Origin of the sequence: Paenibacillus sp. LK1 (genome assembly GCF_002750415.1) — a bacterium.
GTDB classification, from domain to species: Bacteria; Bacillota; Bacilli; order Paenibacillales; family Paenibacillaceae; genus Paenibacillus; species Paenibacillus taichungensis.
This window is the reverse complement of the sequence record NZ_PEII01000008.1, coordinates 229,416-249,645: the sequence shown is the minus strand read 5'-3', so window position 1 is coordinate 249,645 and position 20,230 is coordinate 229,416. Positions and strand designations below refer to the sequence as shown.

Genomic DNA, 20,230 nt, shown 5'->3' with positions numbered 1-20,230 from the left:
GAGATCAGCGTAAACACGTATCTTTCCAGTGTTGAAGCTACAACTCGGAACCGGTTTCGCCTTTTATTTTAATCTAGTATAATACGTTAATTCGAATTTAATCTACTATGACTTAATGAAGGATACTAGGATTTATCGTTTACATCGTTACTACCATTTTGATTCATAATATGAGGAGGACTTCACATGACAGCACAACATTTACAATCTACAGTAGCTTTAAATAACGGCGTTCATATGCCTTGGTTCGGACTTGGTGTTTTTCAGGTAGAAGAAGGATCTGAATTAATCGAGGCTGTTAAACAAGCGATTGCTCACGGTTACCGCAGCATTGATACAGCCGCTATCTATGGCAATGAATCCGGTGTAGGACAAGCCATTGCTGAGGCATTGAAAGAGAATAATCTGAAACGTGAAGAACTGTTCGTTACGTCTAAAGTGTGGAATGCAGACCTCGGATATGAGGAAACTCTTTCTGCTTTTGATGTCACGCTGAACAAACTGGGACTGGAATATCTGGACCTGTATCTGATTCACTGGCCAAAAGAAGGCAAATATAAAGGCGCATGGAAAGCGATGGAGCAGCTGTACAAAGCAGGCCGCATTAAAGCCATTGGCGTCAGTAACTTCCAGATTCATCACCTTGAAGATCTGTTGCAGGATGCTGAAGTGAAGCCAGCCATTAATCAGGTGGAGTACCACCCTCGTCTGACTCAAGCTCCGCTCAAAGCGTTCTGTGAGAAAAACGGAATTCAATTGGAAGCTTGGTCCCCGCTGATGCAGGGTCAACTTCTGGACAACCCGGTCCTGACCGAGATTGCCACTGCGAAAGGTAAATCGGTAGCACAAATCATCCTGCGCTGGGACTTGCAGAACGGTGTTATTACTATTCCGAAGTCTACCAAGGAAAAACGTATCGTTGAGAACTCTTCCATCTTCGACTTTGAATTGTCCAATGATGAGATGGAGCGTATTAGCGCTCTGAACGAAGATGTTCGCGTTGGACCTGACCCGGACAACTTTGATTTCTAATTGAAGATTCTAATTATGTCAGTATAAAATTCCAGATAAAATAAGTAGGGCAAATCCATGTTGGAGCCTGCTTTGACATACCATAGCCAAAAACCACCGGATCAAGATCCGGTGGTTTTTGGTCTTCCCTTTTCTTATCAATTTCTGTTTAGCGCCGAGAAAAAATCCATGTGTCATATTCTCTTTCCATTAACTAAGCTCGCCAACACTGCACGCTTCAATTAAAAATGTTGTATTTCAATTTTTAACTATTGAAGCTGCCACAAGGCAGGAACGTTGGATGGTTCCCACCCCGCCAAGGAGGTGTGGGGCTGCAAACATTTATACGTCTTGCCGTTATATGTGACCAATTGTCCCGCAGTATAAGCTGTGTTGACCTGCCATGCGGATACACCAGGATTCGTCGTTTCGGCGGCTGTCTTCACACTTACCGCGTTGCTCGCTGCAGATACGTTGCCTGCCGCATCCTTTGCTTTTACTGTAAATGTATACGAGGTATCCGCCGCAAGCCCGCTAATCGTTGCGGTCGTACCGGTTACCGTTGTTGCCAGTGTCGTTCCGTTGTACACGTCATAACCCGTTACACCCACATTGTCAGTGGATGCCGACCAGCTCAGCGTTATGCTGGATGTCGTTTGCGCGGTGGACACAAGGTTCGTTGGTGCAGTTGGTGCTTGCGTATCGCCTCCCGGCTGAGCCGTTGTGCTTACGGTTACAGCATTACTGGCTGCAGACAGATTACCTGCCGCATCTTTTGCTTTTACCGTGAAGGTATATGAGGTACCCGCTGTAAGTCCACTAATTGTTGCTGTCGTTCCGGTGACGGATGTCGCAAGATTAGCGCCATTATAGACGTTATAACCGGTAACGCCTACATTATCCGTTGAAGCATTCCAGGCCAGCGTCACCGAGTTTGCTGTCACGCCTGTCGAACGGGCATTCCCGGGTACGCTTGGTGCTGTCGTATCTACTGGAGGCACTGTGCCTCCGGTAGGCAGATCGGCTTTCAGTTTGTTTTGAAGTGTTTTGTTACGGTCACCGCTGAGCTCCCAGAACATCGCTCCGCCGAGTCCTTTGCTCTTGATATAAGCCGTTTTATATCCAATGGACTCCGCATCGTCATAACTGATAAAGCGCTTGTTGGACGCATTATAGAGATATGGCACTTTGGCCGTGTCATTCCAGTAACGTGTATACCCGTTTTTGTTGATGTAATTGGCTTCCAGATCATAGAAGTCAAAGGAGCCTGCTTCCCATGTTCCAACGGAAGAACCACCCGTACACGTCTGATACTGGCCGTTGCCTGCTTGTGCGCACCCATCCCAGCCACGACCGTAGAATGGAACACCAAGCACGAGTTTAGCGGCCGGTACGCCTGCATCCAGATGCCCTTGTGCTCCGGCTGCCACATTAAATGCATTGGCATCTGGCACACCAGCAGCTGAAGCCGCAGGATCATAATTCAATGGCGCATTATGTGCGCTGATTTTTTGCCAAGCGCCGTTAAAATCGTATGTCATAATGTTAATCCAGTCGACGATGGCAGCAATTTTTGCAAGCTCCGTATTGGCAGCATAGGTTGCAGACGCACCGCTTGCAATCGTAAGCAGATACTTCTTGCCGTCCACAGCTCCCGCCGCATCCAGCTTTTCACGGATTTTGCTCAAGAGCAATGTGTAGTTTTGCTTATCTTCAGGACGTTTGCTGTTACCATCGAGTCCGCCTGATACCGGGTACTCCCAGTCCAGATCTACCCCATCAAAATTGTACTTCCGTAGGAAGTCTACGGCAGAGTTAGCAAAGACCTCTCGGGTTGCAGCAGTCGCGGCTACATCAGAGAAACGGTTGGACCACGTCCATCCTCCAACGGAGATAATAGTCTTCAGATTAGGATTGGTTTGTTTCAACTTGTTAAGCTGATTGATATTACCCGCAATAGGCTGATCCCAAGTATCCCCTGCAAATGTCTTACCCGTATCGATCCATGGATCGCCGAGCACGATTGTTCCGTTCGGTACATTGATCGTTTGGCTTTTTTCATTCTGACAGGTCCAGGTTACAGGATTGGGTCCCGAAGGGTCCGGATTTCCATGAATGCCGTTCCAGCAAATATCAGCAAATGCATAGTTGATATGTGTCACTTTGGTCGGATCGATGTCAGCTACATTATAGTTTCTCCCGTACGCAGCCCAGGACGGATAGTAACCAACAATTTTATAAGAATCTGCTGCTTCGGCCGTAGCAGGTTGGAGCGTAAAGGAAGGTACGATGACGGATAAGAGCAGGGACAGACCAAGGAAAAACTTTGCAGTCTTCTTAAAAGCAGTGTGTTTATTTAAATTTATCATTTAATACACAACCTCCTCTGTCTTTTGCGTGCTAAATCCATTCAGGAATGGACGATGTGCGTTCGAGAACTGGTTATTCGTATACGCGTCCCAGTTGATTGACCAGGTCATAATGCCTTTGAGACCGGCATAGCCCGCCGGCTGGCGCAAGGTATAGGAACCGCCGTATGATACTCCTTTGATCAGATAATTCAATGCCTTTTGCAGCTCAGCTGGCGCCGTATAGCCGCCTCCAGCCGCCTGCTGGGAAGCTGGTACGCCAATGGCGATCTGGTCCGGACGCAGAGGGCTAAAGAATGGACCCGAGCTTCCACCTACGTTAAACCCTTGAAGCAGCATTTCGGCCATGGCGACATGGAAATCGGCTGTCCCTTGAGCGTAAGAACGTCCATCCAGCCCCACCATCGAACCGGTGTTATAGTGCTGCACATGAAGCAGGGTCAGGTCATTGCGCAAGGCATGAATCACTGGAAGATACGCCCCCCAAGGACCACCATAGTTCAGATATCCGCCCTGTACGTAGGCCGTTTCCGGTGCAGCGGTCAGGACGAAATTGGCACCAAAGTGTGATTTAAGCGCTTTCACGCCGTTAATCAGGTTAACGATCTTCGGAGTCGTTGGACTGCGAAAGTCGGTATCGCCCGCATTTAAAGACAGGGAGCTTCCTTCAAGATCGATGTCGAGACCATTGAATCCGTAAGTCGAAATAATGGATTTTAGGGAATCCTCGAACTGTTGTCTCTTGGTCGCATCTGTGAGCTCAATTGTGCCATTGGCTCCTCCCATAGATATCAGTACCTTCTTCCCTTGACTTTGAAGGTACGCAATGTCCGACTTGAACTCTTCTACCGTAGCGTTATACGGAGTAAAAGCGAGCGTTCCGCTGCCGGGTGAAATCGGCTCGGCAAAGGAGACATTAATAACGTCATAGGCTGTTGACACGTTGCGCAGTTTAATGTTGGTAGAGCCATTATCGAAGTTGTGCCAGTAGCCGATCAGCCATTTGCTGCCGCTAGGCCCAGGATTCGAAGATCCGGTGGAAGTGGTAACGCTGAGAGAGGTGCTTGCTGCGGACAGATTGCCTGCCGCATCTTTTGCTTTGACTGTAAAAACATATGTGGTGCCGGCTGTCAGTCCTGTTACTACAGCCGTAGTCGTTGAAGTGTTCGCCGCGAGAGTACCGTTCCGGTACACTTCATATCCGGTTACACCTACATTGTCCGTGGATGCGTTCCAGGTAAGATTGACCGATGTCTCCGTGACGAAGGATGAGGTTAAACCTGCAGGAACGGAAGGTGGTGTCGTATCTGGAGTTGGAGTTCCTCCTCCCGTACCTTCCCCCACGTATTTCCACAATGCAGGAACATTTGAGGGCTCCCATCCGGTCAAAGCCGTATGGGGCTGAATACATTCATAATCTTTATTTAAATAGGTTACTAGATCTCCTTGTTTGTATGCGGTGCCTGCCTGCCACTGGGCAGCGGCGTCTGCTCTTGGTGCAAACCACGTAATAATCAGAAGAAATGCCAAAGCGAATGTAATGACCGGGCGGAATCGAACAGCTTGATTCAAGCAAAATCCCTCCTGTATTCAGATTATTTTCACCTTGCAAACAAAGCTTCACTGGTGCACTTACATGTGATCCGTAATCTTAGAGCTTATAAAGCCGTCTGACGATGAGTATCGTTTCACTCCCTTTCTTTATCAAAATGGACCTTCCCTCTCGTTTTCTTTTTTTGCAGACATCATCCAAATTTACAGGGAATTTACAGATCCTCACCCTGTATTTAATCAGTAAAATGCAATTGAGATAAGGGATAAATTATTTCTATGGGGGGCGAAAAATGTAATATACCGCGCAAAAAGGCCGTCTATCAGGTCATTAAGAGACTTGATAGACAGCCTTTTTTTTATTTTCATTTTATAAATTAACAGATGTATTCCTAAGTTTGTTATAACTTCGAGGAGGATAGTTCAAATGACAACATACCTTCGAAAGGTTGCCACCCATCCTCACCGGATAAAATAACAGGCACAGTATATTCGGCCGCTTCCTGATCACTGAGTATTTTCGCCCACGGAACTCTCCCCATCACACTTCCTGCACCAGGTCCGGCACTATGATATTCAACGTACACAACTGTTGCTTCCGCATCGGTCTTGTTCCAGTTATGCCAGCCCTCCTGCTTCACATGTGCCCCCATCCAGCAGTTCAGGAAGCAGACTTTGGCATGATTACGCCACGGTCTACCTAGATATACGGACTGAACGGGGGCGTTGCTGGTCAGGTCACAATCGATAAACACATAGCCATATCGTGCGCCCTCTGGTGTGGAAGCAGCCGTGATCCAACCATTCACTTCTCCCTCTGCAGCAGCATCGCTCAACCGATTCTTCGCAAAGATTTCACAGCCCTGGAACACTGCCGTAGCCGAGCCAAAAATAAAATCGATATCTCCCTCAATGTAACAATCTTCATAATATTGGCGCAGCTTCCGCCGCTCTGCCCCGTCACGCGGCCCCCCGAAGAAACTCCGGTCAATCGGCTGCTCGGGCAATGGTCCGGTAAAGATCGTGTCCTGGTGACCTATAAATCGGCAATGCCGGAAGGCTACCCGATCCCCATCCACATATACAGCCAACGCCTGACCCACCTCACGACCAGGCCCAGCCGAGTTGATGAAGGAAAGTCCTTCAGCGGTGAAATCATCTGCACCAATAAAGGCCGTGTACGAATGAAAGGTATGATACAACTCCCCGTTCGGGAACTTCTTGAGCGCATAATCATCATACGTGATGATAGTCTGATCGGCTCCCGCACCAACGAGGTGGACCATCGGCTTCTCGATATGCAGTTTCTCAATATAGGTGCCTGGCTTTATGCGAATCGTATACTTTTCAGTGCATTCTGCCGGAATCGCATCAATGGCAGCCTGAATAGTGGGAAAATCGCCGCTTCCGTCCGCAGCAACCAGGTAACCATTCCTGTACAGGTCCACATCTGATCCATGTGACAGAGGTTTGTTCATGGCAATCGCTCCATTTCCAGCGCGGCCAGCAGGAGTGGCGCCATGCCCATGAACGAGTCACTCACAATCTGCTCGCCGACATAATAACTGTATGAACCATCCCGATCCAGACTGAGCCCTGCCCCGTGACAGATCGCGTTCAGCTTCACGCCTTCCTCCGTTTCTTCCATCAAACGGGACGTCAGTCCATGCCATCCCTTCTCTGCGGCCTGCCTGAAATGCGGCTCAAGGTAACGCAAGCGAACGCCCTTCGCCATAGCATACACAAACATGCTTGAACCGGAAGCTTCCAGATAATTGCCCTTGCGGAATCCCTGATCCAGCACCTGGAACCAGAGTCCGCTCTCCTGCTCCTGTACACGTACCAATGCATTACACATGCGCTCGAAGATGCCAATGATTGTGCCCCGTTTCGGATGATGAATCGGAAAGTGCTCCAGACTATCCACGATCGCCATCGCATACCAGCCCATCGCCCGGCTCCAGAAGTGTGCGGAGCATCCGGTTACGGAGTCGGCCCAGATCTGCTCCTTCGATTCATCCCAGCCATGATAGAGCAGACCCGTGCGCGGATCACGCGTCTTGCTTTCGATTAGCAAAATCTGATGAGCCACTTCATCCCACAGATCAGGCCGGTCAAATATCTTGGCATATTGCGCCAGAAAAGGCGACGACATATACAATCCATCCAGCCACATCTGGAACGGATAGATTTTTTTGTGCCAGAATCCGCCCTCCGACGTTCGGGGCTGTCCTGCGAGCTGGGCGGCGAGCAGATGCGCAGCTTCAGCGTACCGCTGATCCCCTGTGGTATCCAGCAGTTCGAACAGGTTCTTGCCCTGATTGATCTGATCCAGGTTGTACTCTTCCAGGGAATACGTTCCGATGGAACCATCCTCATGAACATACAGATCCATATGTCTTTTCATAAAAGAAACATACTCGTCCTTGCCGTATTGCTTGCCAGTGCGTGACATCGCCATTAACGTCATCCCCTGAACATATGCCCAACGTTCCGAAAGAAACACATGATAGCCCTCTCCATCGCATTGCCGGTAAATCATCTCCGCTATTCGCTCCGACCAAGATAACTGCGTCTGTACCTGCATAAAAGAACCCTCCCTGGACCTTGAATGTTGTACTCAGCCTATCATTAATACTCAGACACCTGCTGCCGACAAATCGCCGTCGAGTTGCGATGATTCAGCTTCGGTTGGATAATCACCGGATAGTCCACCTGCTCATCACGGATCAACGATACGATCAATTCTGCTGCCTGTGCTGCCAGTTCATCCAGTGGTGGACCAATAGTTGTTAGCGCCACCTCGGCATACTGCATATCCGGCAGATCATCATAACCGATTAACGAGATATCATTTGGCACATTGTAGCCAGCTTCCAGCAAAGCCCGCAATGCACCTCGAGTTACCAGGTTGTTCAAGCCAATAAATGCCGTTGGTGAATCAGGTTCAAACGTATAATTCCGAATGGCAAAATACCCGTCCTCCCAAGAGGAATGTGCAGGCAGCACATGGCGTTGATCAAAATTAAGGCCTGTGCGCTGCAACGCTTCCCGATACCCTTCAAGCTTGATATTTTGGGAGTTTCCAATAAAACCAATTCGGCTATGGCCCAGTGATTTCAGATGCTCAACTGCTTTGTATATGCCCTCTTTCCGGTCAATCTTGATGTAAGGGGAATTCGGGGCTTCATCTGTACCAAGCACAAAACATGGCATGTTGAGTGTCGCGAACTTTTTCCAGAAGGCATCCCGATTGTCCAGAGCATAATCCCACAGGATACATCCATCCACGCGAAGCTGGCTGAAGACATCCAGCCCATCATCCGCGACGACCAAAATCATCTGGTATCCCCGCTTCTTCAGCTCCGCGTGCAGATTGCCCGAAATATTCGAGAACAGCGGATTGCTCAGTTCATCAAGAACAAAGCCGATAATGTTACTTCTGCCGGTGGAAAGCTGCTGTGCCATAATGTTTTTTCGATATTGATGCTTCTCCGCAACCGCGAGCACCTTCTGCCGCGTCGCCGGTTTGATGCGGGGATCACCGTTTAGCGCTTTGGATACCGTGCTGTAGCTCACTCCCGCCAGTTTGGCAATGTCCTTAATGGTTATCAAAATCAATCAACACCTCTCAACCCTTGGGAAGCTTATTGCTGTGCAGCCTTATACCGGTCATATTGCGCCTGTCTGCCGGCAATAACCTGCTCAATGTTCATTTTTTTCAAAGTCTCAATATAACTGTCAAACTGATCCAGACTAGCATCTCCGCTTATAAATTTGAAGTTCATCTCTTCCACATATGTCGTAATATCCGGCATGGACATGCTCTCTACACTCGCCTCATCTGGCAAAGCATATACAAATGGGAACGGTTCGTGGATGTAAGGCTCCAATTCCTTGTCGAGCTTGGCATGCCATTCGGCCACAACGGAATCCGCCGAATCGGTAGACTGAATGTTCGGTAGATTCACGGGACCAATGCCGAGTTTCTGGATATAGTCATTATCTTTGCCTTTGTCCGTGAATGTCTTCACGCCATTCTCTTCGGTGTACGTATCGTCCTTGATTCCCCACGTATAATACGTCTGCGCTTCTTCACTAACCGCATAATCCAGGAAACGGAAGGCGAGCTCCGGATTTTTGCTATCTTTGGAGATTCCAAAAATTCCACTCACAGGCGTACGTCCAATATAAAACTGGTCTCCATGCGGTCCTTTCAGTGGCAGAATGCCTTTAAAGATGGGCTCCACCGGATCGTAATCTTTGAACAACGGACTGTAGACCATCGACATGTACCAGCTAAAATTAAACGTGGCTCCGGTTACATCCTGCGAGATGCGAGAGGTCACCTGATCACTTGTGGTACTGGCATAGTCCACCCCGAGCAGTCCTTCTTTGTACAGCCCGTTCAGGTATGTGAGATATTCCTTGTAGGCAGGCTCATAATAGCTGAAATGTACCTTACCCTGGTCATCCGCATAGAACTGATTGGACAGATCAAGACCAAAAGCAGGACCAAATGCCATCGGCACAAACTTGGATTCCATGGACAACGGTATTTCATCCGCCTTGCCGTTACCGTTCGGGTCGTCTGTCTTGAATTTGCGCAGCATCGCTGTGAACTCATCCAGTGTCGCAGGTTCGTTCAATCCCAGCTTCTTCAGCCAGCGTTCATTCACCATAAACAAGGGCATGTAGTTTTTCGTAAGCGTTTGCTGCGGAACATAATACATTTTACCATCAGGCGTCGTTAAACTGGCTTTGACGGAGGGGGATTTGTCGTATATTTTTTTGAGATTCACACCATACTTCTCCACCAGGTCATTCAGCGGAATAAACAGACCACTGTTAATGTATTTCATGAGCTGATCCTGATCCGGCAGATAGACGATATCTGGCAATCCTGTTCCTGCCGCAAGCCTTGGATTCACTGCATCTGCATAATTCTGCGGCGGAATGAGATCCCAATCGACTGTTACCCCGGCATTACTCTCAATTTTCTTCACAATTCCCGCAGTTGAGAGATCCACATTGGTCGTCCATGCGTTGGTCCCGAGAATCGACAGCTTGGCATCTTTCTGGTCCGTTACCGGACCTGCCCCTGTGTAGTTGAACGCTGGCTCCGAGCTTGGTGAAGCACTGCCCTTATCTCCCCCTGCTCCTGTACTACTGCTGCATCCGGCGAGACTGATAGCAAGAATCACCGCGAGAACACTTTTTATTCCGGCCCCTCTGATTATCATCCGTTATTCCTCCTTATTATGAACAACCTTGGGTAATGCATGGTGACGATAAGGCTATCCTTTCACGGCTCCGAGGGTAATCCCTTTGACGAAGTACCGCTGGATAAAAGGGTAGATCGTAACGATTGGCAGAATGCTGACCACAATCGACACATACCGAACCTGAAGTGTGGACACCGCGAGCGCGCCCGTGGTCATTGTGCCGCCCATTTTTTGCATGACCTCCGGTGATGCCATGATCAGCACCCTGCGCAGGAACATTTGCAAAGGCTGCATATCCTGTTTGCCCAGATATAACAGGGCTGAGAAGAAGTTGTTCCAGTGGAATACGGCGTAATATAACGTCAGCACGGCAAGCGTTGGCTTGATAATGGGTATCGCCAGACGATACAGCATCGTCAGTTCATTGGCCCCGTCTATGCTTGCACTTTCGAAGATTTCATTCGGAATTCCCTCAAAGGCTGAGCGGCAGATCATGACATTAAACGTAATGACCAGCACAGGGAGCACCATTACCCAGCGGGTGTTATATAGCCCCAATGACGTAATCAGCATGTAAACCGGGATGAGTCCACCCGAGAAATACATGGTGAAGGCAATGAAAAAGTTTAGCTTTCTGCGCAGGAAAAATTGCTGCCTGGATAACGGAAATGCTGCGAGGCACGTAGCAACAATATTCAGGAGAGTACCTATAACGGTGTACCACAGGGTGTTATAGAAGGACACCCACAACTCCCGGTATTGGAGCACCATTTTGTACCCGGACAAAGTGAATCCTACCGGCCACAACGCAACCTTTTGTTTGTCGATCGCATCAACTGAGCTGAATGAAATGCTGATCACGTACAGAAAAGGATACAGCGTAACGACGACTGCCAATATGGTCAGCAGGTAGACAAATCCATAGAATAACCGGTCACTTCTTGATTTTTGCATACAGGTCTCCTTTGGGTCGGGATGTGGTCTTACCAGAGTGACATCTTGGTCAGACGCCGGGTCATCGTATTAGCCGCGAACACAAGCACAAAGGTGATAATAGAGTTGAACAGGCCGACGGCTGTCGCAAATCCGTAGTTCTGTCCTTCAATCCCCATCCGGTACACGTAGGTAGATAACACGTCTGCAGTCTCATAGGTAGCGCCGTTATAGAGCAGATATACTTTCTCGAAGCCTACACTCATAATGCCGCCAAGCGACAGGAGCAGCAGGATGACAATCGTTGGCTTGATGCTGGGAAGTGTCAGGTGCCATAGCTCTTGGAATTTGTTGACGCCGTCAATTTTGCCGGAATCGTACATTTCGGGGTCAATGCCCATAATGGCCGCAATGTAGATGATGGAGCTGAAGCCAAAGCTCTGCCAGATATCGGAGCTGGTGAATATCGTTCGGAACCATCCGGCATCCATCATGAAGTTCACTTTCTCCATACCGAGCTTGGCAATCAGGGTGTTCACGATCCCGTCCGTGGGTGACAGGAAGTTAATAATCATGCCCGCGACAACGACGGTCGAGATGAAATGCGGAAGGTAGGTGACGGTCTGGGCGAACCGCTTGAACGTCTGATTCTTGATTTCTACAATACAGACGGCGAACAGAATGGGGATGGAGAAGCCAAACAGGAGCGGCAGGAAGGCGAGCAAAAACGTATTGCGCAGCAGCCTCCAGAAGTAGATGGAATTCACAAACTGATCAAACCACCTTAGGCCCACCCATTCCCCGCTGAACATTCCCTGCCCAGGCATGAAATTGCGGAAGGCCAGCAGCATACCCGGCATGGGAACATACATGAAGATGACGTAATACAGAAAAATGGGTGAGAACATCAGCAGCAAATACTTATCCCGTTTGATCAGGCTGAACAGCGTGGACATGCGATTCTTCACCTTTTAGACTCCCCTTCGCATTAAAATTACAACGTTTGAATTTTTGGGCATAAACATACCACTTCATGCACAATTCAGTTCATTCCCTTAAACAAATAATTCATAAAACCCCTTTCCAAATAGAATATTACAACAAATAACAAACGCTTGAATACGTAGATATAAACACAATACCAAAATTACAACGTTGTAATTTTACACCAAATGTATACGCTTACAAAAACTATTTTTCCCATCTTAGCAAAGACCAACTGGTTTGGCAACAACAAAAATCAGTGTTTGCTTGCGAAGAGGTCTACATGCTGTTGCCGATCTGGGAGACATGTTAGCGGGCAAAAAATGCGCGAAAAAAGGGCAATGAACGTATTTCGTTCTGCCCGGTTCTTGTCCTGCCTAAGCCAGCTTTCTGGCGCAGCGCAGGATTGTTTTATTTTTGAAACGTTCACCCTTGGTTTCAACCTCTTCGGCTTCTACATCTGGTTTCGATACTCCATCGGTGTTACACCCGTCACGCGCTGAAACGCCCTGTAGAACTGACTGACATTGGAGAACCCCAGCCCAAAGCTGATGGTGGTCACAGAATCTGTTGTATGGCGCAGTCGTCGGGTGGCTTCCTCCACACGCAAATTCAACACGTACTGATACGGCGTTGAACCTGTCAGTGCCTTGAAGGAACGCATAAAATGATATCTGCTCTGGTGCGCAACCGCCGCCATCGATTCAACGTCCATTGGACTTGTATAGTCACTGTGTATATACTCCAGCACGCGCCGCAGATGGGGGTCGATGAACGCGCTGCCGTGGCTGCTTGTTTGCTGATACAGATTCTGAAGCTGCCCATAAACCAGACCGGTCCCCACGCTCCCCGCCACACCTATTCCTGCGGTTGCCAGCGTCAGGTTACTCCCATCCGGTTGACCAGTCAGCATCCGTCTAAGATATGTCTCTACTGCAAGCTCTGCTTCCTGTATCCGCAATGGTTCAGGCGCATCGTCCAGCAAAATGGCATTCCAGCCTCGAAACAGTCTGCTAATTTCAGCAGGATCGAAGGTTTGCGTAGTCCGAAATTCGGTCTGCACCCCTTGCCCCCCTGAATCCTCCAAGCCGCCAACTGGCGGATTACGAAACTTGATAACGATAACCGCGGAATCCGAACCAATCTCGAAAAAGTGCTCCATCCGGGGATGTGCAATAATCCCTAGTCCTGCTTGTAGTGGATAAGCATGTTGTTCCTGCACCAGATGACATTGTCCTCTTACAGGCAACGTAACCTGATACCAATCATCATGCACATGGGGTTCATTGGCGAATCCGCCAGAGGCCTTCCACAATTCCAATCCATTCAGCATCATATTTAATTCCATCGTTTCCTCACCTGCTGACATTATAGCAAATCGTGCTCACTTTCCAAGCACTTTTCACAAAGACAATATCTGTCCGTATCTTTTATCATGGTAAAAAATAATTCGAGGTGATCTCCCGTGGCACAAGCCGCTGTAAGCAAAATGCAAATCAATCACTCCGCCAATTGGGCGCTTGCCGGAGTCAGCTTCGCCCATCTGCTGAATGATGCGATGCAGACCGTTGTTCCGTCTGCTTTTCCGCTGTTCCAGCAGACCATGCAGCTCAGTTTCGCCCAGATGGGCTGGATTGCCTTCACATTGAATATTACCGCATCGGTTCTACAGCCGCTGGTCGGTTATATGTCTGATCGCAAGCCCATGCCAATCCTACTGCCCGCAGGCATGTTGTTCTCCCTGATCGGTGTTCTCGGCTTTGCCTTGTCTTCTGAGTTATGGATGCTGCTTGTCTCCGCAGCATTGATTGGGATAGGCTCATCCATCCTGCATCCTGAATCCTCACGCGTCGCCCATCTGGCGGCAGGTCGAGGACGTGGAATGGCACAGTCCATCTTCCAGGTCGGTGGCAATACAGGTCAGGCTCTCGCCCCGTTGCTGGTTGCCTTTATCCTGCTCCCGCATGGACAGCTTAGTTTTCTGTGGCTAATGGCTTTTGCCCTAATCGGGATCGTTATCCAGTCTTCCGTTAGCCGTTGGTATAGAGACAAATTGGCGGATAATCGCAGCCGTCAGCAACAGTCTGTACAGGCAAATGGCATTGTGCAGCCTACTGCCCAGCCCTTAAGTCGGGGATTTATCGCTTTTACAATGGGTATTCTCATCCTGCTGCTATTTTCCAAATTCGTGTATATTGCCGGTATGACCGGGTACTATGCCTTTTATTACGCGGATGCGTATAACCTACCTCTTTCGCAGGCACAGATTTGCCTGTTCGTTCTGCAATTTGCGGGTATGGTTGGAACCTTGCTCGGCGGCCCACTGGCTGACCGTTATGGACGTAAACCGATGATCTGGTTCTCCATCGCGGGTACTGCACCATTTTCACTGTTGCTGCCTTATGCGGGACCTGCTCTATCCATGGTATTATGCGGCATCATCGGTCTGATTCTAATGTCCGGCTTCAGTGTCATCATTGTCTACGCACAGGAATTGCTGCCGCGTCATATTGGGACGGTATCGGGATTGTTCTTCGGCCTGTCGTTCGGCATGGCGGGACTCGGTTCGGTTGTGCTCGGTTCCCTGATTGATGTGACCAGCATTTCATTCGTCATCAAGCTATGTTCTTTTTTGCCGCTGCTCGGGGTGTGTGCTGTATTCCTGCGCCGGGATCGGCCAAGAAACGCCTAATATGCATTGAAACGTCAGTCGTTTTGTGACTACAATAAGGTCAGGATAATCGAGACAGAGGCTAATTAGAAGGAAGGAATAACCCATGATCATTGATGTACAGCATGTTACTTGGAAAAGGGGACCAATCACCCTGCTGCACGATGTCAGCTGGCATGTAAACGAAGGCGAACATTGGGCATTGCTTGGCCTGAATGGTTCCGGTAAAACCACACTCCTGAACATGATCACCGGATATCTCTGGCCCACAGAAGGTACGATATCCGTGCTCGGACACCGTTACGGGGATGTAGATTTGCGTGAGCTGCGAAAGTCGATTGGCTGGGTCAGCTCCTCCCTTCAGGAGAAATTGTATGGCACCGACCGCACCCAGTATGTCGTGATCAGCGGCAAACACGCCACCATCGGACTGTACGATAAACTTTCAGACGAGGACCTGGATCAGGCACGAGAATTGATGCATACACTCGGCTGTCAGCATCTGTGGGATCGTGAATACCGTACCTGCTCTCAGGGGGAGAAGCAGAAGCTGCTCATTGCCCGAGCCCTGATGGCTAACCCGCGTGTACTCATCCTGGACGAGCCCTGTAATGGACTCGATCTGTTCTCCAGAGAGCGGCTACTTGAAAGTATCAGTGAGCTGACGCAGAAGCCGGATACCCCTTCGCTCATCTACGTGACTCATCATACGGAGGAAATATTGCCTGTGTTCAGTCACAGCCTGCTGCTCCGACGGGGCGAGATCGTGAATAGCGGATTAACCAGCGAGTTGATGAACAAAGACGTACTGAGTAACTTTTTTGAAGCACCTGTGGATGTGGACCGGCATGGAGAACGTGTCTATGTCAGAGCATCGGATAAATAATTTTCTATATCTATTCACAGTCAGAACAGTCGAAGCAGCCCAAAATCTTATCCACATGTGGACAGGTTTTTGGGCTGTTTGGCTATATTATGAATTATCCACAGTATTCTGTGTACTATTTCCGGGCAGAGAGGAATAAAAACAACGGAATCCGCTGTCTGCGCAGGTACGTCTCCTCGTTCACAAAATGCTGACGCTGAGGCGCCGATTCCCGCAGATGCTGTACTTGAAATCCTGCCTGCTGTAATGCCATATAGTAGGATTCGATGGAGCGATGCATTTTTTTCACCGTACCTCCAAGCCATTGCTGCTCCCGAAATCCCTCCACAAAATACTGATCGACAATCCAGTTGGTTCGGACCCCCGAAGGCTGCAGCGTCGACGTGATCACAGGATGTTCTACCGAAAATACGAATGTGCCATTCTCTTTTAACGTGTGGTATACCTTGCGGAATAGGCTGTCCACATCCTCAATATAATGAATCGCCAGTCTGGATATGACCAGATCATATGTATCTGCGGGATAGCTCCAATCTTCCATATACGCTTGCTCAATCTGGGCGTTCTGACCCTTTATCGATTCATGGGCAACCTGAATCATATTCAATGAACCTTCAATTCCTGTATAACTGCCACCACGGTGCTCGGGACCCAACAGTTCTGCTCCGAACCTCGCATCACCACAGCCGAGATCCAATATGCTCTTGCCCCCAACGTCTCCGACTAACTCCAGCATTACAGGCTTCTCCAACGTATCATTGGCATTCTCCTGCCACTGCCGGCGTTCCATATACTTCTCGAAATTGGCCCCATCGTCGTAAAAATCCGATCCCCGTTCGATCATTGCGCAACCCCTCCGTTACTGGAATGAAGCCAGCTCTCATATTCAGCCTGGAAGATTATACAGAATATCGGCATAGGTTTCTACAGCAAAAAGGCTGTTGCCCGAAATAATCCAGCAGACAGCCCTATGCATTAGTAAATTTTCGTTATACTGGCTCAGCCAAAGCGCTGCGTTTTGTACCATTTGCTCTCACGTTTCTTGATCTTGTCCATGACCAAAGAGTAAAAGGCTTTGATCGAGATGAGAATAAACAGCTGCGCATACGTAAAATAGGATACACAGGCGTATATGAAATTACGAGTATTGCTCTGTCCAATGTCTGCCGCGAGTGCAAGATTGATCTGCAATACATATATAAAGTACATAAACGCCCATCCAATGACGAGAAATACATACGCATCTCCGGCAAATTGGAACGGTGAACTCACTCCCGGTTTGAAGATCGCAATGATCTGGTAAACCAGATTAACGAGAAAGATAATATCCGATACAATGATGGCAAGCATAAACCAAAAGTAACTGACCGCATAATAGATAACCAACAACTTGTTACGCCAGCTGGACCGGTTGAACAGGTTATGGATATTATCCAAAACAACCTGATAGTTCCCTTTTGCCCATCGTTCACGCTGTTTCATATACACGCTGACCTTTTCTGGCTCTTGTTGATAGGCTTCTGCCTGGGGCGCAAGGGCAACGAATTGCCCTCGATTCAAAATCTCAAAGGATAAAGCCGTATCTTCTGTGATCGCGGTAACATCCCAGCCGCCAATCTCACGAATCAGATCCGTTTTAATAATATAATTAGTCCCCGGAATGGAACCGAGCTGGAATAATTCCCACAGCCCTGTGTGGTAGACTCGTTGAGATGTGATAATCTCCAGATTAATGCATTTGGAAAGGAAGTTCTGCCCCCGGTTCCTTGCTTTATTTCTGCCAAATACGACACCGTATTGCTCCGGGTTTTCCAACGACTTCTGTGTCAGAAACATCAGGGAATTTCGCTCAGGGGCAGCATCTGCATCAAAGATACAAATCCACTCACCCGTGGATATCTCCAAACCGTCATTTAACGCACCAGACTTGCCTCCCGTACCCTTACGCTCCATAACGGTCACATTCCGATGTATATAACTGGTTTGGCTGAGAAATGTCCGCAGCTTCTCCGCTGTATCGTCCGTGCAGTTATCCGCAATAACGATGACCTGAACCTTATCTTCAGGATAATTTAGACGCAGGATATGCTCCACGGTAGCTACAATAACCAATCCTTCATTATGTGCAGGTACCATGACGGTTACGGTTGGATAATGATCCATGTTTTTAGGAATCTGAATCCCTTTTTTGTCCTGTTTTTGAATAAAACGAACGGCTCCAGCCATAATGACTATCGATTCAAATACGGCAATCCATATACTAAATATGGATAGTAGTAATATAAAATCAGCCACTTACCTTCCTCCGATCGTACTTACGAATCACCTTGGATCGAAAGCGAAGAGTGGCAATCGTTAATACAATTGTAAAAACCGCGAACATACAGCTGACGGCGATACAAATCGGGATGAACCATGACATGTAGTCCACAGAGCATCTCTCCTTTCACGCTAGTTTTAGATATACTCTCCAATGAGATCTGTCTCCGTGTTCCGTTCCAGCGCGGCAATAACAGCATCAATATCCTCATACTTGCCGAACTGTTCCTTCTGGAATACCAATGCACCGGATCGAATAACCGTCTGTAGTTCATTTCCTCTTTTATCAATCATCTGCAGATCCATCATCGCTTTTTTGATCCGTCCTGTAAGCACTGGCAAGTCCCCCACATCGGTCATCGGGCAAATGATCACAAATCGTCCCCGATCCACATAAAACTTGTAATCCTCATATCGGATTTGCTTCTGGATCGTATTGGACAGCTCAAGCAGAAACTGTGCATATCTTACGGAACCAAGTGACTCCAGTACCAATGGCAAAAATTCAATCTTGAACATGGCCATGCTGAACCCATATTGCTCCGAATAACGTCTGGCAAGATTGCTTTGTTTAATGACCGTATCGGCAAGAGCATCCTTGTTGCCCAAGGATGTATCCGGATCAATCTGCGGATTACGTTCCTGCAGCTCCTGCAGACGTTCCATGACACGGGCACTGCGCACAAGACTTGCCTTAATAAAAGCAGCCACAGCCACATTAGCCGGGATTAATAGCCACCATGAGAACGTAAGCACATTCACATCTGCATAGGTAACAAGCCAGACAAAGTAAGAGACCAGATATACAAATCCGGCGACGACAGACACTCCGACAGGTATCGCAAAACCAAGAACCAGCGCACCGAGCGTTGCGATACTAAACACCACATCCAGTGTGGTATAACTCTGATTCATATAAATTTTAAGATAGACAACGAGTTGCTGGATCACGGCTAATCCGATCAAACTGGCATATCCCCATGCAATACGACGAATGGGTGCTTTATTCCTCATAAGTACCTTCTCTCCAGTAGAATTTAATAGTGATCATTAGAATTCAACAAATTACGACATGAATATACAAATATTATGCTAACACAATATTAAACACATAAAATGACAGAATTATCATTTTTCAAGAAACTTTTGTAATTCAGTCTCACCAAGCAAAGGGAAAAGGTTATCAAACATATGTGTATCGCCATCAAATACGTACCCTCCCGGATAAGCGTTATCCAGACTGCGCAAGGAAATCATATGGTTATACAGCTGTTTGGCCCATTTTGGATCACCTGTTTGAACAGCGAGCAGCATGGCGAGTCCATAAACGGATGGAGATTCATAGGATACGGCGGGTGTACGCCCCGTACGTTTATATTGGCCCGGCAACTGATGACGGGTATTGAATTCAGTTTTCAGAAAAGAAATAAGCTTGTCCGGCGTCCGGTTGGTTGCCGTTAAATGGTTGGCGACAATTAGCTGATCGATCAGGTTGACCGTATCATCATATATATATTCTTTCGTTACAACATTAAAGGTTTTAGGGTAAAATACGCCGTCATCCGGCATGCTTTTCAGCAGAGATTCGTATTTGGTATAGGTTCCTGGTTCCAGCATTTCATGCTCTTCCATCGCTTGCAGCGCCTGCAGATCAACATAAACCAGACTTAATATATCCGGTGAATGTCCATTGGCGAAATCGTGAAAATCAACATAATACCCCTTGGTCTGAACGGACTGCGTAAGTGTACGGACAATATGATTGGCTGTTGCCAGCTTCTCCTTCCGGCCCTGCTCCCATTGATCTGCCGCCTTCAATAATGCCCCAACGATTCGAAAATCATCGCCAAGCGCATTGGTGGTCACATGAGACTTCCCTTCCGTATCCAGCTTCCAGGCAATATAGTTTTGAGGCATCAGGAAATAGGTCTTTAAGAGATCATAACTCTGCTCAAATAACACCTGATCGTTCTTGGCTACGGCGTATTGCATCCACAGTCCGATGGATTCAGACAAAGCCTCCCGACCTGCAACAATATTTGGATTTACTGACGAAGCATCCTGAAGATAGGTGGCCAGTGTGCCATTCGAATTGGTCATATGTTTCTGTACAAAAGAAGCTGTCGGGGATGGATCGTTCATCACAAACCGCTCCTTCATAAAAATAATCCATGCTGCCGCGATACCAACCGCCAGTATGACCAACCACACCAGTCTTCTCCGGTTCATGACCTGCATATTTCCCTCCTGTGTTGTTACAGCTCTGGAATATCACTCTTCG

General features: G+C 48.1%; 16 protein-coding genes. 3 read left to right on the top strand and 13 right to left on the bottom strand.

What is annotated here, in order from left to right; genetic code table 11:
• Positions 1 to 186: 186 nt before the first annotated feature.
• Positions 187 to 1,032: an aldo/keto reductase gene (locus tag CS562_RS19170; protein WP_099857936.1), complete on the top strand. Its 846-nt coding sequence runs from the start codon at positions 187 to 189 to the stop codon at positions 1,030 to 1,032.
• A gap of 248 nt (positions 1,033 to 1,280) precedes the next feature.
• Here the strand turns inward: CS562_RS19170 and CS562_RS19165 are convergent, their stop codons facing one another.
• The 9 genes from CS562_RS19165 to CS562_RS19125 form a co-directional block, all read right to left on the bottom strand.
• Positions 1,281 to 3,380, bottom strand: coding sequence for a glycosyl hydrolase family 18 protein (locus CS562_RS19165; protein WP_099857935.1), 2,100 nt, complete (start codon positions 3,378 to 3,380; stop codon positions 1,281 to 1,283).
• On the bottom strand, positions 3,381 to 4,952 hold the full coding sequence (locus CS562_RS33735) for a chitinase (protein ID WP_099857934.1): 1,572 nt from the start codon (positions 4,950 to 4,952) through the stop codon (positions 3,381 to 3,383).
• A gap of 380 nt (positions 4,953 to 5,332) precedes the next feature.
• Positions 5,333 to 6,409 (bottom strand): pectinesterase family protein, encoded by a 1,077-nt coding sequence (locus CS562_RS19155; protein WP_099857933.1) that lies wholly within the window; start codon positions 6,407 to 6,409, stop codon positions 5,333 to 5,335.
• Positions 6,406 to 7,518: a glycoside hydrolase family 88/105 protein gene (locus tag CS562_RS19150; RefSeq protein ID WP_099857932.1), complete on the bottom strand. Its 1,113-nt coding sequence runs from the start codon at positions 7,516 to 7,518 to the stop codon at positions 6,406 to 6,408. The genes CS562_RS19155 and CS562_RS19150 overlap by 4 nt, the downstream gene beginning before the upstream one ends.
• Positions 7,519 to 7,562: 44 nt before the next feature.
• Positions 7,563 to 8,546 carry a LacI family DNA-binding transcriptional regulator gene (locus CS562_RS19145; RefSeq protein WP_076287697.1) on the bottom strand — a complete coding sequence of 328 codons (984 nt, stop codon included), beginning with the start codon at positions 8,544 to 8,546 and terminating at the stop codon, positions 7,563 to 7,565.
• A 32-nt stretch (positions 8,547 to 8,578) separates the two neighbouring features.
• A complete protein-coding gene (locus tag CS562_RS19140) occupies positions 8,579 to 10,174 on the bottom strand; it encodes an extracellular solute-binding protein (protein ID WP_099857931.1) in 1,596 nt (531 codons plus the stop codon).
• Between the two features lie 54 nt (positions 10,175 to 10,228).
• Positions 10,229 to 11,110, bottom strand: a complete 882-nt coding sequence (locus tag CS562_RS19135; protein ID WP_063565907.1) for a carbohydrate ABC transporter permease — start codon at positions 11,108 to 11,110, stop codon at positions 10,229 to 10,231.
• A gap of 29 nt (positions 11,111 to 11,139) precedes the next feature.
• Positions 11,140 to 12,057, bottom strand: a complete 918-nt coding sequence (locus tag CS562_RS19130) for an ABC transporter permease (RefSeq protein WP_063565906.1) — start codon at positions 12,055 to 12,057, stop codon at positions 11,140 to 11,142.
• Between the two features lie 470 nt (positions 12,058 to 12,527).
• Positions 12,528 to 13,421 (bottom strand): helix-turn-helix domain-containing protein, encoded by an 894-nt coding sequence (locus tag CS562_RS19125; RefSeq protein ID WP_175381937.1) that lies wholly within the window; start codon positions 13,419 to 13,421, stop codon positions 12,528 to 12,530.
• Positions 13,422 to 13,538: 117 nt separating this feature from the next.
• Here CS562_RS19125 and CS562_RS19120 point away from each other — a divergent pair, with 117 nt between their 5' ends.
• Together CS562_RS19120 and CS562_RS19115 are read left to right on the top strand one after the other, a co-directional pair.
• Positions 13,539 to 14,765 (top strand): MFS transporter, encoded by a 1,227-nt coding sequence (locus CS562_RS19120; RefSeq protein ID WP_099857929.1) that lies wholly within the window; start codon positions 13,539 to 13,541, stop codon positions 14,763 to 14,765.
• 85 nt (positions 14,766 to 14,850) lie between these two features.
• A complete protein-coding gene (locus CS562_RS19115; protein ID WP_099857928.1) occupies positions 14,851 to 15,630 on the top strand; it encodes an ABC transporter ATP-binding protein in 780 nt (259 codons plus the stop codon).
• 115 nt (positions 15,631 to 15,745) lie between these two features.
• On the opposite strand, the gene CS562_RS19110 is transcribed toward CS562_RS19115, so the two are convergent.
• The 4 genes from CS562_RS19110 to CS562_RS19095 form a co-directional block, all read right to left on the bottom strand.
• Entirely contained in the window at positions 15,746 to 16,474 is a 729-nt protein-coding gene (locus CS562_RS19110; RefSeq protein ID WP_099857927.1) for a class I SAM-dependent DNA methyltransferase, read from the bottom strand.
• Positions 16,475 to 16,629: 155 nt separating this feature from the next.
• Entirely contained in the window at positions 16,630 to 17,925 is a 1,296-nt protein-coding gene (locus tag CS562_RS19105) for a glycosyltransferase family 2 protein (RefSeq protein ID WP_099857926.1), read from the bottom strand.
• Positions 17,926 to 18,087: 162 nt separating this feature from the next.
• Positions 18,088 to 18,963, bottom strand: coding sequence for a diguanylate cyclase domain-containing protein (locus CS562_RS19100; protein ID WP_099857925.1), 876 nt, complete (start codon positions 18,961 to 18,963; stop codon positions 18,088 to 18,090).
• 114 nt (positions 18,964 to 19,077) lie between these two features.
• Complete coding sequence (locus CS562_RS19095) at positions 19,078 to 20,178, bottom strand: glycosyl hydrolase family 8 (protein ID WP_306554501.1); 1,101 nt, start codon at positions 20,176 to 20,178, stop codon at positions 19,078 to 19,080.
• Positions 20,179 to 20,230: the final 52 nt, after the last annotated feature.

Excerpts from the sequence above, each read along its gene's own strand:
- CS562_RS19170 (WP_099857936.1), top strand. The coding sequence starts at position 187 with ATGACAGCACAACATTTACAATCTACAGTAGCTTTAAATAACGGCGTT.
- CS562_RS19165 (WP_099857935.1), bottom strand. The coding sequence starts at position 3,380 with ATGATAAATTTAAATAAACACACTGCTTTTAAGAAGACTGCAAAGTTT.
- CS562_RS19155 (WP_099857933.1), bottom strand. The coding sequence starts at position 6,409 with ATGAACAAACCTCTGTCACATGGATCAGATGTGGACCTGTACAGGAAT.
- CS562_RS19150 (WP_099857932.1), bottom strand. The coding sequence starts at position 7,518 with ATGCAGGTACAGACGCAGTTATCTTGGTCGGAGCGAATAGCGGAGATG.
- CS562_RS19140 (WP_099857931.1), bottom strand. The coding sequence starts at position 10,174 with ATGATAATCAGAGGGGCCGGAATAAAAAGTGTTCTCGCGGTGATTCTT.
- CS562_RS19135 (WP_063565907.1), bottom strand. The coding sequence starts at position 11,110 with ATGCAAAAATCAAGAAGTGACCGGTTATTCTATGGATTTGTCTACCTG.
- CS562_RS19125 (WP_175381937.1), bottom strand. The coding sequence starts at position 13,421 with ATGGAATTAAATATGATGCTGAATGGATTGGAATTGTGGAAGGCCTCT.
- CS562_RS19115 (WP_099857928.1), top strand. The coding sequence starts at position 14,851 with ATGATCATTGATGTACAGCATGTTACTTGGAAAAGGGGACCAATCACC.
- CS562_RS19110 (WP_099857927.1), bottom strand. The coding sequence starts at position 16,474 with ATGATCGAACGGGGATCGGATTTTTACGACGATGGGGCCAATTTCGAG.
- CS562_RS19100 (WP_099857925.1), bottom strand. The coding sequence starts at position 18,963 with ATGAGGAATAAAGCACCCATTCGTCGTATTGCATGGGGATATGCCAGT.
- CS562_RS19095 (WP_306554501.1), bottom strand. The coding sequence starts at position 20,178 with ATGAACCGGAGAAGACTGGTGTGGTTGGTCATACTGGCGGTTGGTATC.